The sequence below is a fragment of the Kitasatospora sp. NBC_00070 genome, assembly GCF_045041205.1.
In the GTDB taxonomy this organism is placed as follows: Bacteria; Actinomycetota; Actinomycetes; order Streptomycetales; family Streptomycetaceae; genus Kitasatospora.
Map to the genome: position 1 here is coordinate 7,235,967 of NZ_CP108247.1, position 13,484 is coordinate 7,249,450.

Below are 13,484 nucleotides of genomic sequence, written 5' to 3' on the forward strand. Positions count from 1 at the left end.
GTATCGATCCGGAGTACCGTGGCCGGATGGAGACCAGGGAACTGCGCTACTTCGTCGCTGTCGCCGAAGAGTTGCACTTCGGGCGGGCCGCGCAGCGGCTCGGGATCGCCCAGCCGCCGCTGTCACGGGCGATCCAGCAGCTCGAACGCCGACTCGGGGCGGCGCTGCTGGACCGGACCAGCCGCACGGTCACGCTGACCGAAGCCGGCTCGGTGCTGCTGGTCGAGGGTCGGGCGGCCCTCGACGCGGTCGAAGCCGCCGAGCGCCGGACCCGCCGCGCCGCCCTTCCCCCGACCGGCCGTCCCGGCCTGGTCCTGGTCACGAAGGCCAGTGCGTCCCGCGATCTGTTGGCGAAACTGCTGGACGCGTACGCCGCCGAACCCGGCGCGGTCCTCGTCGAGGTCATCTTGTGCGGCCCGGCCGAGCAGGCAGGGCTTCTGCGCGAGGGCCGGGCCGACGTGGCGCTGCTGCACCGGCCGTTCGACTCGACGGCCGGGTTCCACACCGAGGAACTCGGTACGGAGGGCCAGGTGGTGGTCCTGCCGGCCGGGCATCCGCTCACCGTCCGGACCCAGGTGCACATGGCCGACATCACCGGGCTGCCCGGCCTGCCCCTGCCACGCTGGCCCGACCCCGACGGCAGCTACCCGCCCGGCCCCGGTCCGCAGGTCCGCGACCACGCGCAGCTGCTGCAGCTCGTCGCGCTCGGCCGGGCCTGCGCGGTCTCACCGGAGTCGTGCCGATCCCAACTTCCCGCCGACCTCGCCGCCGTGCCCGTGCTGGACGCGCCAAGGGTCACCACCGTGATCGCCTGGCCGCCGCACAGCCGGTCCAGAGCCGTCGCCGACCTTGTCCGGACTGCGACCCGTCTCCGGTAGTTCCACTGCGCCTGGCCAGGTTCCACATCGACACCCGTCGGGTCCGGTCACGCCGGGGCTGTGCACCGGATCGGAGGTGACGGGCAGCAGAACAAGCATGCGTGCTTGATTTGTTCCTGACGTCCTGTCACGCTGCTGCCCGTGGGCGGGGCGGGGCGGAGCCGGCTGGGAGGCCAGGGTGCTGCGGATCGGGAATGCGTCGGGGTTCTACGGGGACCGCTTCGGGGCGATGCGGGAGATGTTGACGGGTGGGCCGCTGGATGTGCTCACCGGTGACTACCTGGCCGAGTTGACCATGCTGATCCTGGCGCGGGACCGGCTGAAGGATCCCGGACTGGGGTATGCGCGGACGTTTCTGCGGCAGTTGGAGGAGTGCCTCGGGCTGGCGGTGGACCGGGGGGTGCGGATCGTGGTCAACGCGGGCGGGCTGAACCCGGGTCGACTGGGCGAGGCGATCGGGGAGTTGGCGGCCAAGCAGGGGGTGCCGGTCCGGTTGGGCGTGGTGGACGGGGACGATCTGCTCGGGCGGCCGGAGTTGCCCGGTGGGTTGTTGGCGGCCAACGCGTATCTCGGGGGACAGGGGATCGCCGAGTGCCTGCGGGCCGGTGCCGATCTGGTGGTGACCGGGCGGGTCACGGACGCGGCGCTGGTCTCGGGGGCGGCGGCGGCCCACTTCGGTTGGGACGCAGGGGACTTCGACGCCCTGGCGGGGGCGGTGGTGGCGGGTCACGTGCTGGAGTGCGGGGCGCAGGCCACCGGCGGGAACTACGCGTTCTTCCACGAGCACGACGTGACCCACCCCGGCTTCCCGATCGCGGAGCTGCACGCGGACGGCTCCAGCGTGATCACCAAGCATCCGGGCACCGGCGGCGCCGTCACGGTCGGGACGGTCACCGCCCAGTTGCTGTACGAGACTTCGGGTGCCCGCTACCCAGGCCCCGACGTGACGGCCCGGCTGGACAGTGTCCGGCTGACCGAGGACGGGCCCGACCGGGTGCGGATCAGCGGGGTGCGCGGGGAGGCCCCGCCGCCGACCCTCAAGGTCGGGCTGAACCGGCTGGGCGGGTGGCGCAACGAGGTGGTGTTCGTGCTCACGGGGCTGGACATCGAGCGCAAGGCGGAGCTGGTCCGGCGTCAACTGGCGGGATCTGTCCGGGCGTCCGAGGTACGTTGGACGCTGGCCCGCACCGACCACCCGGACGCCGGCACCGAGGAGACCGCCTCCGCGCTGCTCCGGCTCGCCGTCAAGGACCGCGACCAGGAGGCGGTGGGGAGGGCGTTCACCACCGCCGTCGTGGAACTCGGCCTGGCGGGCTACCCCGGCTTCCACCTCACCGCCCCACCCGGGCCGGCCGCCCCGTACGGCGTCTTCGAGACCGCGTACGTCGAAGCGGCGAGCGTCCCGCACCGGGCCCAACTCCCGGACGGCACACACCGGGTGGTCGCCCCGGCCCCGATCACCCGCCCGCCGGCGCGGGTCGAGGACCCGCCGCTGCCGCCCCCGCCGCCCGAGGGCCCGACCCGGTGGGTGCCGCTCGGACTCGCCTTCGGTGCCCGCAGCGGCGACAAGGGCGGCGACGCCAACCTCGGGGTCTGGGCCCGGAGCGAGGACGGCTGGCGCTGGCTGGCCCATCGACTGACCGTGCACCGCCTGCGCGAACTCCTGCCGGAGGCGGCGGAGTTGCCGATCGACCGCCAGCTGCTCCCGGAGCTGCGCGCGGTGAACTTCGTGATCACCGGACTGCTCGGCGAGGGCGTCGCCGCCCAGCACCGCTTCGACCCGCAGGCGAAGGCGCTCGGCGAGTGGCTCCGCGCCCGGCACGTCGACCTCCCGGAGGAACTGCTGTGACCACGCTGCCCACCCACCTCGACCCGGCCGGGCCCGAGTACCGGGACAACCGGGACGCGATGCTGGCCAAACTGACCGCGCTGGACGCCGAGCACGCCAAGGCGCTGGCCGGTGGCGGCCCCAAGTACCTGGAGCGCCACCGGAGTCGGGGCAAGCTTCCGGCCCGGGAGCGGATCGAGCTGCTGGTCGACCCGGGGTCGCCGTTCCTGGAGCTCTCCCCACTGGCGGCCTGGGGCAGCGACTATCCGGTCGGCGCCGCGCTGGTCACCGGGATCGGGGTGATCGAGGGCACCGAGTGCGTGATCACCGCCAACGACCCGACGGTGCGCGGCGGGGCCAGCAACCCCTGGACGCTGCGCAAGGCCCTGCGGGCCAACGAGATCGCGCTGCACAACCGGCTCCCGCTGGTCAGCCTGGTGGAGTCCGGCGGAGCCGACCTGCCGAGCCAGAAGGAGATCTTCATCCCCGGCGGAGCGCTGTTCCGCGACCTCACCCGGCTGTCCGCCGCCGGGGTGCCGACGGTGGCGGTGGTGTTCGGCAACTCGACCGCCGGCGGCGCGTACGTACCGGGGATGTCCGACCACACCGTGCTGGTGCGCGAGCGGGCCAAGGTCTTCCTGGGCGGCCCGCCGCTGGTGAAGATGGCCACCGGGGAGGACGCCGACGACGAGTCGCTGGGCGGCGCCGAGATGCACGCCCGGGTCTCCGGGCTGGCCGACCACCTGGCCGAGGACGAGCACGACGCGCTGCGGATCACCCGCCGGATCGTGCACCGCCTGCACTGGCGCAAGGCCGGTCCGGGGCCCGACCCGACCGCCGTGCCGCCCAAGTACGCCGAGGAGGAGCTGCTCGGCCTGGTGCCGGGCGACCTCAAGGTGCCGTTCGACCCGCGCGAGGTGATCGCCCGGATCGTCGACGGCTCGGACTTCGACGAGTTCAAGCCGCGCTACGGGCCGAGCCTGGTGACCGGCTGGGCCGAGCTGCACGGCTACCCGGTCGGGATCCTGGCCAACGCGCAGGGCGTGCTGTTCAGCGAGGAGTCGCAGAAGGCCGCCCAGTTCATCCAGCTCGCCAACCAGCGCGACCGGCCGCTGCTCTTCCTGCACAACACCACCGGCTACATGGTCGGCCAGGCGTACGAGCAGGGCGGCATCATCAAGCACGGCGCGATGATGATCAACGCGGTCTCCAACAGCAAGGTCCCGCACCTCTCGGTGCTGGTCGGCGCCTCGTACGGGGCCGGGCACTACGGGATGTGCGGGCGGGCGTACGAGCCGCGGTTCCTGTTCGCCTGGCCGAGCGCCAAGTCGGCGGTGATGGGTCCTCAGCAGCTGGCCGGGGTGCTGTCGATCGTGGCCCGGCAGTCGGCGGCGGCCAAGGGGCAGCCGTACGACGAGGAGGCCGACGCCACCATCCGGGCCATGGTGGAGCAGCAGATCGAGGCCGAGTCGCTGCCGGTCTTCCTCTCCGGCCGGCTCTACGACGACGGGGTCATCGACCCCCGCGACACCCGCACGGTGCTCGGTATCTGCCTGTCCGCGATCCACAGCGCCCCGGTCGAGGGCGCGCGCAGCTACGGCGTCTTCCGGATGTAAGGGACCTGACCGATGATCACCTCCGTACTGGTCGCCAACCGGGGCGAGATCGCCCGCCGGGTCTTCCGGACCTGCCGGGACCTGGGCATCGCCACGGTGGCGGTGCACTCCGACCCGGACGCCGCTGCCCCGCACGTCCGGGAGGCCGACACCGCCGTCCGGCTGCCGGGGGCCGCCCCCGCCGACACCTACCTGCGAGCCGACCTGCTGGTCGCCGCCGCGCTCGCCGCCGGGGCGGACGCGGTCCACCCGGGCTACGGATTCCTGTCCGAGAACGCCGGGTTCGCCTCGGCGGTGGAGCGGGCCGGACTGACCTGGATCGGTCCGCCCGCCGCCGCGATCGCCGCGATGGGATCGAAGACCGAGGCGAAACGGCTGATGGCGGCGGCCGGCGTGCCGGTGCTCGCGGTGCCGGCCGAACCGACCGCCGCCGACCTGCCGCTGCTGGTCAAGGCGGCCGCCGGTGGTGGCGGCCGGGGGATGCGGATCGTCCGCGAACTCGCCGAGCTGCCCGGCGCGTTGGCCGCCGCCCGGGCGGAGGCGGCGAGCGCCTTCGGGAGCGACGAGGTGTTCTGCGAGCCCTATCTGCCGCACGGGCGGCACGTCGAGGTGCAGCTGCTGGCGGACGCGCACGGCACGGTCTGGGTGGTCGGCGACCGGGACTGCTCGCTGCAGCGCCGACACCAGAAGGTGATCGAGGAGGCCCCGGCGCCCGGTCTGGCCGAGCCGCTCCGGGCCGAGCTGCACCGGGCCGCGTCCGCCGCCGCCCGGGCGATCGGCTACCGGGGCGCCGGGACGGCCGAGTTCCTGGTCACCCCCGACGGGCGGTGCTGGTTCCTGGAGATGAACACCCGCCTCCAGGTCGAGCACCCGGTCACCGAGTGCGTCACCGGCCTCGACCTGGTCGCCCTCCAGCTCCGGATCGCCGAGGGCGAGGCGCTGCCCGCCGAGCCGCCGCCGACCAGCGGCCACGCGATCGAGGCCCGGCTGTACGCCGAGGACCCGGAGCAGGACTGGCAGCCCCGGACCGGGACCCTGCACCTGCTCGAAGTGCCCGGCGTGTCGGTCGAGTTCGACACCGGCTCGCGGGACACCGGCCTGCGGCTGGACTCCGGGGTGACCGACGGCACCGAGATCGGCCCGCACTACGACCCGATGCTCGCCAAACTGATCGCCTGGGCGCCCACCCGGGCCGCTGCCGCCCGGCTGCTGGCCACCGCACTGAGCCGGGCCCGGATCCACGGCCCTGGCAGCAACCGGGCGCTGCTGGTCGCGGCGCTGCGCCACCCCGCCTTCCTGGCCGGGGAGTTGCACACCGGATTCCTCGCCGAGCACGAGCACGAGCTCGGCGGCAAGGGCGAGAGCCTGGCCCGGTCGGCGCTGGCCGCCGCGCTCGCCGAGGCGGGTGGTTCGCCGTTCCCGCCGGGCTGGCGCAACCTGCCCTCGCAGCCGCAGACCAACCGCTACCGGGCGGCCGACGGCACCGAGTACGAGGTGAGCCACCGACTCACCCGGGACGGCCTCCAGGGGCATCCCGGGGTCGAACTGGTCGAAGCCCGACCGGACTTGGTCACCCTGCGGGCCGAGGGCCGGACCCACACCTACCGGATCGCCCGGTACGGCGGCACCCTGCACCTGGACGGGCCCACCGGCGCCGCCACCCTCACGGCACTGCCGCTGCTGCCCGAACCCGAGGTCGAACCGACCCCCGGCGCCCTGCTCGCACCGATGCCCGGCACCGTCACCCGGACGGCCGCCGCACCCGGCGACCAGGTCACCGCAGGCCAGCCGCTGCTCTGGCTGGAGGCGATGAAGATGGAGCACCGGGTCAGCGCGCCCACGGACGGCGTGCTCACCGAACTGCGGGTCGCCGCCGGCCAGCAGGTCGAACCGGGCGCCCTGCTGGCGGTCGTCCGACCGCACGACTGACACCCGACCCACCGAAACCCACCGCACGGAAGGGACCTTCGCCATGTCCGCACCGCTGCTCAACCCGGTCGAACCCGAGGAACACCAGGCCCTGCGCCGAGCCGTCGGGGACCTCGCCCGGCGCTACGGCCCCGAGTACTTCCGTCGCAAGGCCCGCGCGGGCGAGCCCGTCGACGAGCTCTGGGCGGAGGCGGGGAAGGCGGGCTACCTCGGGGTCAGCCTGCCCGTCGAGTACGGCGGCGGGGGCGCCGGCATCACCGAACTGGCCATCGTGCTGGAGGAGTTCGGCGCGGCCGGCTGCCCGCTGCTGATGATGATCGTCTCGCCCGCGATCTGCGGCACGGTGATCGCGCGCTACGGCACCGAGCAGCAGAAGCAGAGCTGGCTGCCCGGACTCGCCGACGGCAGCCGCCGGATGGCCTTCGGCATCACCGAGCCGGACGCGGGCTCCAACTCGCACCGGCTGACCACCACCGCCCGCCGGGACGGCGAGGACTGGCTGCTCACCGGGCGGAAGGTGTTCATCTCGGGCGTCGACCACGCCGACGCGGTGCTCTTCGTGGCCCGGACCGAGGACGCCCGCACCGGGCGGCTGAAGCCCGCGCTGTTTGTGGTGCCGCGCGAGACGCCGGGCTTCGAGTACCGGGCGATACCGATGGAACTGGTCACCGCCGAGCGGCAGTTCCAGGTCTTCCTGGACGAGGTCCGGCTGCCGGCCGACGCCCTGGTGGGGAGTGAGGACGCCGGCCTCGAGCAGCTGTTCGCCGGGCTCAACCCGGAGCGGGTGATGACCGCCGCCTTCGCCCTCGGCCTGGCCCGCCAGGCGCTCGGCACCGCCACCGACTACGCCAGGACCCGGACCGTCTGGGACGCCCCGATCGGCGCCCACCAGGCGATCGCGCACCCGCTGGCCCAGTGCGCGATCGAGATCGAGCTCGCCCGGCTGATGATGCTCAAGGCCGCCCAGCTCTACGACCAGGGGCACGACGTGGCCGCCGGCGAGGCCGCCAACATGGCCAAGTACGCGGCCGCCGAAGCCGCGTGCCACACGGTCGACCAGGCGGTGCACACCCTGGGCGGCAACGGGCTCACCCAGGAGTACGGGCTGGCCGCGCTGCTCACCGCCACCCGGGTCAGCCGGATCGCCCCGGTCAGCCGGGAGATGATCCTCAACTACGTGGCCCAGCACACCCTGGGGCTGCCCAGGTCGTACTGACGGTCCGTCAGGATCGCTGCCACCAACGGCGGCGCGGCTGCTGGGCATGGGCCTCCCGCACCTGCTCCGGGCTCGGCCACCCGTCGCGCTGCCGCTGGTCGTCCAGGGCCCGGCGGGCGGCCTCGGCCGCCGCCGGGTCGTCGAACTCGCGGGAGAGCAGCTCGATCCGCCCGGTGGAGTGGTCGATCCGGACGGTGTCGAGCGCCATCCGGTCCAGGTCGGCGATGGCGTCCGCATGGGTCACCCGGTGCAGCGCGAGCATGGTGACCGACGGGTCGGCGTCGCCGAGGGTGATCTCCTCCGACAGCAGGACCGCCATCAGCCGTTTCGCGGCGGCGGAAGGGAGTTGGTCACCGACGGCCATGTGCACCATCAGCTGCTCGTGGCCGGTGTCGAGCCAGCGGGCCCAGGAGACCCAGACGCAGTGGACGTCCGGGAACTCCCGCAGGCGCCGGAAGACCGAGTCCCGCAGGGCCACGGCCAGCGGGTGGGTGGACCAGGTCAGCCGGAGCAACTGCCCCGCGCCCGGTATGCCGTGCTCGGAGACCGTCCGGAACAGGTGCTCGGCCGGGAGGACGAACCGCCACCCGTCCGAGCCGGTGACGATCAGGCGCCTGGCCCCGACCTCGCGGACCACCTCCATCAGCCGCAGGGCGTCGGCGAAGAAGGTGTCCGAGGCCCCCTCCACGTGCTGCACCGCCTCCGCCGTGGCGCAGATCTGCAGCGCCGCGGTGCCGTCCCGGTGCTGCAGGTGGTACAGCGAGCCGTCCTGGTGGACCGGTACGAACACGCCCTCGGCCACCAGGGTGCGGAGCACCCGCTCCTGGGCGGCACCGGAGTCGCCGGCTGCGATGAGCTCGGCCAAGGCCGCGTCGAGTGTCATCCGGCGATCATAGGACAGCCGTAAATCCGTTGCCTCGCAAGGGCGCTGGACCCGCACCGTACGGCTGCCGCCCTGGCACCACCCACCCGCCGGACCCGACCTGGGGTCGGCCCGGTCGGCACTCTGTCCGCCCTGGCCGTCAGCCGCCACTCTAGGAGGGCCCGCTCCACCCAGCGCCCGCTCAGGAGGCACCTATGGCGTTCCGCAGCGACTACCCCGACATCGAGCCGCTCGACCTGCCGATCCACGACGCGGTGCTCGGCGACCACGCCGGGCACGCGGACACCCCGGCGCTGGTCGACGGTCTCACTGGACAGTCCGTCAGCTACGCCCAGCTGGACGGCGCCAGCCGTCGCTGTGCGGCGGGCCTGGCCGAGGCCGGGGTGCGGAAGGGGGACCGGATCGCGCTGTTCAGTCCGAACACCATCGCCTACCCGGTCGTCTTCTACGGAGCCACCCGGGCGGGCGCCACCGTCACCACGGTCAGCTCGCTCAGCACCGCCGCCGAACTGGCCGGCCAGCTCCGGGACAGCGGGGCCCGCTGGATCGTCACCATCGCGCTGTTCCTCCCGGTGGCCACCGAGGCCGCCGCCGCGCTGGCGGCGGAGGGCAGCCCGATCGAGGAGATCTTCGTCTGCGACCAGGCCGACGGCCACCGTTCGCTGGCCGACCTGCTGGCCTCCACCGCGCCCGAGCCCACCCCGGAGATCGACCCGGCCACCGACATCGCCGTGCTGCCGTACTCCAGCGGCACCACCGGCCTGCCCAAGGGCGTGATGCTCAGTCACCGCAACGTCAGCAGCAACCTGTTGCAGACCGACTCGGTGCACGCCACCGGGCAGGGCGAACGCATCCTGGCGGTGCTGCCGTTCTTCCACATATACGGACTGACCGCCCTGCTGAACCACCCGCTGCGGTCCGGCTCCACCGTGGTGGTGCTGCCCCGGTTCGACCTGGAGCAGTTCCTGCGCACCATCCAGGACCAGCGGATCGAGGGCGTGTTCGTCGCCCCGCCGATCGTGCTGGCGCTGGCCAAGCACCCGCTGGTGGAGCAGTACGACCTCTCCTCCGTCCGGTACGTGCTGAGCGCCGCCGCCCCGCTGGACGCCGACCTGGCCGCGGCCGCCGCCCGCCGACTCGGGCTGGAGCGGATCCACCAGGGCTACGGGATGACCGAACTCTCGCCCGTCACCCACGTGGTGCCGCTGGACGACCCGAACCCGCCGGCCGGGACGGTCGGCCGGCTGGTGGCCTCCACCGAGCTACGGGTCACCGCGCTGGACGGCTCGGGCGACGAGCTCGGCGTCGGCGAGCGGGGCGAACTCCTGATCCGGGGGCCGCAGGTGATGCAGGGGTACTTCGGCCGGAAGGGCGAGAGCGACGCGATGATCGACCCGGACGGCTGGCTGCACACCGGCGACGTCGGGGTGGTGGACGAGCGGGGGTACCTGTTCGTGGTGGACCGGGTGAAGGAGCTGATCAAGTACAAGGGCTACCAGGTCGCGCCCGCCGAACTGGAGGCGCTGCTGCTCACCCATCCCGAGGTGGCCGACGCCGCCGTCATCGGGGTGACCGGGGCGGACGGCGAGGAACGCCCGAAGGCGTTCGTGGTCCGCACCCCGGGCAGCGGCCTGACGGAGCAACAGGTCGGCGACTTCGTGGCCGGGCAGGTGGCACCGTACAAGAAGGTCAGGGCGGTCGAGTTCATCGACCAGGTGCCCAAGTCGGCGGCCGGGAAGATCCTCCGCCGTCAGTTGCGCGACCGCACCTGAGCCGCACCTGAACCGCACGCGGGCCCGCCGGTCTGGCAGGATCGGCGGGACCGCGGCCGGGCCGTACGGATCGTAGGGACCGCCGGCGCAGTACGACCGCAGGCAACGGAGGAACGCCGGGATGTCGACCCAAGCCGCTCGTACCCCGCAGCAGGACCGCAGCCGGGCCACCCGGCGCCGGCTGCTGGAGGCCGCCGTGGAGTGCCTGGCCGAGCTGGGCTGGAACGGCAGCACGGTCGCCGTGGTGGCCGAGCGGGCCGGGGTCACCCGGGGCGCCGCCCAGCACCACTTCCCGACCCGGGAGGACCTCTTCACCGCCGCCGTCGAGTACGTCACCGACGAGCGGCTGGCCGCCGTCCGGGCCGACACCGGGACGCTGCCGCCGCCGGGGGAGGCGCGCACCGAGGCGGTGGTCGAGCTGATCGTCCGGCTCTACACCGGGCCGCTGTTCCGGGCCGCGCTGCACCTGTGGGTGGCCGCCGCCACCGAGCAGGCGCTGCGGGAGCGGATCGTCGCGCTGGAGAACCACCTCGGCCGGGAGGCCCACCGGGCGGCGGTCGAGTTCCTCGGCGCCGACGAGTCGCACCCGGGTGCCCGGGAGACCGTTCAGGCCACCCTGGACCTCGCCAGAGGGCTGGGACTGGCCAATCTGCTCACCGACGACGGCCCGCGCCGGGCCGGAGTGGTACGTCAGTGGGCCAGAACTCTGGACGCCGTGCTGATCACCTGAAAAGCTCAGCCGTCCCGACGGTGTACCCCACCTGACGGACCAGCAGTAGCCGCACTCTCCACCGCCGTGCAGTCTGGTGGAAGCCGATTCGCCCCGGCCCCGCCGGGGAAGGTATCTGACAGGTGATCCCCTGATCATGCAAGGCAGCGAGCGCAACGTCCCGGACGGCACCGGCCCAGTGGCGGGTGCCGCTCCGCCGCGTCCGGAGGGGCACGGGTCGGAGGGCCACCGGCTGGTGCCGCTGGCGACCGCCCTGGTGGAGGGCGACGGCCGGATCCTGCACTGGAGCGAGGACGCCGAGGCGCTCACCGGGTACCCGGCGGGCGAGGCGGTCGGCAAGTACGCGGCCAGGCTGCTGGTGCCGGAGGAGTCCCGCGGCCGGGCCTTCGAGCTGTTCGAGCGGATCATGGCGGGCAAGGGCTGGTCCGGGGTGTTCCCGATCCGGCACCGGGACGGGCGGCTGGTGGAGCTGGAGTTCCACACCTACCCCGTGGTCGGCCCCGGCGGCGTCCGGCTGCTGCTGGCCACCGCCTCCGACGTCGGCTCGCTGCGCCAGGTCGAGGGCGACCTCGCGGTGCTGGACGGGATCTTCACCCAGTCGCCGATCGGGATGGCGGTCTACGACACCGAGCTGCGCTACGTCCGGCTGAACGACGCGCTGGCCCGGATCAACGGCCTGACGGTGGCCGAGCACCTCGGACGGCGGATCAGCGCCATCCTGCCGGGCATCAACAGCTCGGAGATCGAGGCGGTGATGCGCCAGGTGCTGGCCACCGGCCAGCCAGTGGTGGACGCCCGCTCGCACGGCCGGACCCCCGGTGACCCGCGCCGGGAGCGGGCATGGTCGGCCTCGTACTTCCGGCTGGAGGACTCCACCGGCCGGGTGCTCGGGGTGAGTTCCTCGATCATCGACGTGACCGAGCGCTTCCAGGCCGAGGCCCGGGCCTCCCGGGCCCAGGAGCGGCTGGCCCTGCTGGCCGAGGCCACCGCCAGGATCGGCACCACGCTGGACCTCCAGCGCACCGCCGAGGAACTGGTCGAGGCGGTGATCCCGAGATTCGCCGACTTCGCCACGGTGGACCTGCTGGAGCCGGTGCTGCGGGGTGAGGAGCCGTCATACCTGCAGCCGGACCGGGGTGTCATGCTGCGCGCGGTGGCGGTCGGCGAGGCGTACGAGTCGGGGATGACCATCGCGGCGGACGCGGTCGGGGCCACCTCGGAGTACGACTCCAAGCGGGTCTACACCGAGTGCCTGCGCAGCGGGCGCCCGCTGCTGCGGCCGCACGTGGACGAGCAGGTGCTGGCGGCCCTGGTGAACGAGCAGTCCCGGGTCGCGCCCGGGGTCCGGGCAGGGGTGCACTCGTACCTGATGGTGCCGATCCTGGCCCGGGGGATGGTGCTCGGCGGCTCGGAGTTCGTCCGGATGCGCAACCCGGAGCCGTTCACGGCGGCCGACGTGGCGCTGGCCGAGGAACTGGTGGCCAGGACGGCGATCGCGCTCGACAACGCCCGGCTCTACCGGCGGGAGCGGGAGACCGCGCTGACCCTGCAGCGCAGCCTGCTGCCGCAGGAGATCCACCGCACCATCGGTCTGGAGATCGCCTACCGCTACCTGCCGAGCAGTGTGGTGAGCGAGGTCGGCGGGGACTGGTTCGACGTGGTGCCGCTGTCCTGCGGACGGGTCGCGCTGGTGGTCGGCGACGTGATGGGCCACGGCATCCGGGCCGCCGCGACGATGGGTCAACTGCGCACCGTGGCGCGGACCCTGGCCACCCTGGACATGCCGCCGGACCAGGTGCTGACCCGGCTGGACGAGACCGCGACGGGCATCGGCGAGGGCCAGTTCGCCACCTGCATCTGCGCGGTCTACGACCCGATGGACGGCACCTGCACGATCGCCTCGGCCGGCCACCTGCCGCCGGTCCGGGTCGACCCCGACGGCACCTCGCGGGCGCTGGTGCTGCCGCCCGGCGTCCCGCTCGGGGTGGGCGGAGTGAGCTTCGAGAGCACCGAGTTCACCCTGCGCGAGGGCAGCCTGCTGGCGCTCTACACCGACGGCCTGGTGGAGCGCAGGGGCGAGGACATCGACCACGGCATCGGTGTGCTGGCGCAGACGCTCGCCGGGCACGGCCGGACGCTGGAGGAGAGCTGCGACGCGGTGCTCGCCGCCCTGGTCCGGGACGGCACCGAGGACGACATCGCCATGATCATGGCCCGGGCCCTGCCGATCCCCGCCGACCGGATCGCCACCCTGGAGCTGGACGGCGAGGGACCGGCCCCCAGCCGGGCCCGCCGCTTCACCCGCCGCACCCTGGAGGAGTGGGGCCTGACCGCCCTCTCCGACTTCGCCGAGCTGCTGGTCAGCGAACTGGTCACGAACGCCCTGCTGCACGCCGACGCCCCGCGCCGGCTGCGACTGTTCCGGGACCGCACCCTCACCGTCGAGGTGGCCGACTCCGGCACCCAGGCGCCCCGGCTGCGGGCCTCCGCCGAGGAGGACGAGGGCGGCCGGGGCATGCACCTGGTGAGCGAACTCGCCCACCGCTGGGGCACCCGGCAGACCAAGGACGGCAAGGTGGTCTGGGCCGAGATGGAGCTCGACTACCGGTACCGCTGAGCGCCCGTCCGGCCG

The 13,484-nt window shown here is 73.5% G+C and carries 9 protein-coding genes; 8 read left to right on the plus strand and 1 reads right to left on the minus strand.

Annotated elements, in window-relative coordinates:
* Positions 1-26 precede the first annotated feature (26 nt).
* From OHV05_RS32710 to OHV05_RS32730, 5 genes are all read left to right on the plus strand, one after another.
* Positions 27-878, plus strand: a complete 852-nt coding sequence (locus tag OHV05_RS32710) for a LysR family transcriptional regulator (RefSeq protein WP_405020923.1) — start codon at positions 27-29, stop codon at positions 876-878.
* A 178-nt stretch (positions 879-1,056) separates the two neighbouring features.
* Positions 1,057-2,727 carry an acyclic terpene utilization AtuA family protein gene (locus OHV05_RS32715; RefSeq protein ID WP_405020924.1) on the plus strand — a complete coding sequence of 557 codons (1,671 nt, stop codon included), beginning with the start codon at positions 1,057-1,059 and terminating at the stop codon, positions 2,725-2,727.
* Positions 2,724-4,322, plus strand: a complete 1,599-nt coding sequence (locus OHV05_RS32720; protein WP_405020925.1) for an acyl-CoA carboxylase subunit beta — start codon at positions 2,724-2,726, stop codon at positions 4,320-4,322. Before OHV05_RS32715 ends, OHV05_RS32720 begins: the two co-directional genes overlap by 4 nt.
* A gap of 12 nt (positions 4,323-4,334) precedes the next feature.
* The gene (locus OHV05_RS32725) at positions 4,335-6,251 is read left to right on the plus strand and encodes an acetyl/propionyl/methylcrotonyl-CoA carboxylase subunit alpha (protein WP_405020926.1); all 1,917 of its coding nucleotides are present in this window, start codon (positions 4,335-4,337) and stop codon (positions 6,249-6,251) included.
* Positions 6,252-6,294: 43 nt separating this feature from the next.
* On the plus strand, positions 6,295-7,467 hold the full coding sequence (locus tag OHV05_RS32730) for an acyl-CoA dehydrogenase family protein (RefSeq protein ID WP_405020927.1): 1,173 nt from the start codon (positions 6,295-6,297) through the stop codon (positions 7,465-7,467).
* Positions 7,468-7,474: 7 nt separating this feature from the next.
* On the opposite strand, the gene OHV05_RS32735 is transcribed toward OHV05_RS32730, so the two are convergent.
* Positions 7,475-8,350, minus strand: a complete 876-nt coding sequence (locus OHV05_RS32735) for a hypothetical protein (RefSeq protein ID WP_405020928.1) — start codon at positions 8,348-8,350, stop codon at positions 7,475-7,477.
* 194 nt (positions 8,351-8,544) lie between these two features.
* Between OHV05_RS32735 and OHV05_RS32740 the strand changes: the two genes are divergently transcribed.
* The 3 genes from OHV05_RS32740 to OHV05_RS32750 all read left to right on the plus strand — a co-directional run bounded on the left by OHV05_RS32740 (position 8,545) and on the right by OHV05_RS32750 (position 13,469).
* The gene (locus tag OHV05_RS32740; protein WP_405020929.1) at positions 8,545-10,122 is read left to right on the plus strand and encodes an AMP-binding protein; all 1,578 of its coding nucleotides are present in this window, start codon (positions 8,545-8,547) and stop codon (positions 10,120-10,122) included.
* 121 nt (positions 10,123-10,243) lie between these two features.
* Positions 10,244-10,852 carry a TetR/AcrR family transcriptional regulator gene (locus tag OHV05_RS32745; RefSeq protein WP_403035818.1) on the plus strand — a complete coding sequence of 203 codons (609 nt, stop codon included), beginning with the start codon at positions 10,244-10,246 and terminating at the stop codon, positions 10,850-10,852.
* A 136-nt stretch (positions 10,853-10,988) separates the two neighbouring features.
* Positions 10,989-13,469, plus strand: a complete 2,481-nt coding sequence (locus tag OHV05_RS32750; protein ID WP_405020930.1) for a SpoIIE family protein phosphatase — start codon at positions 10,989-10,991, stop codon at positions 13,467-13,469.
* Positions 13,470-13,484 lie beyond the last annotated feature (15 nt).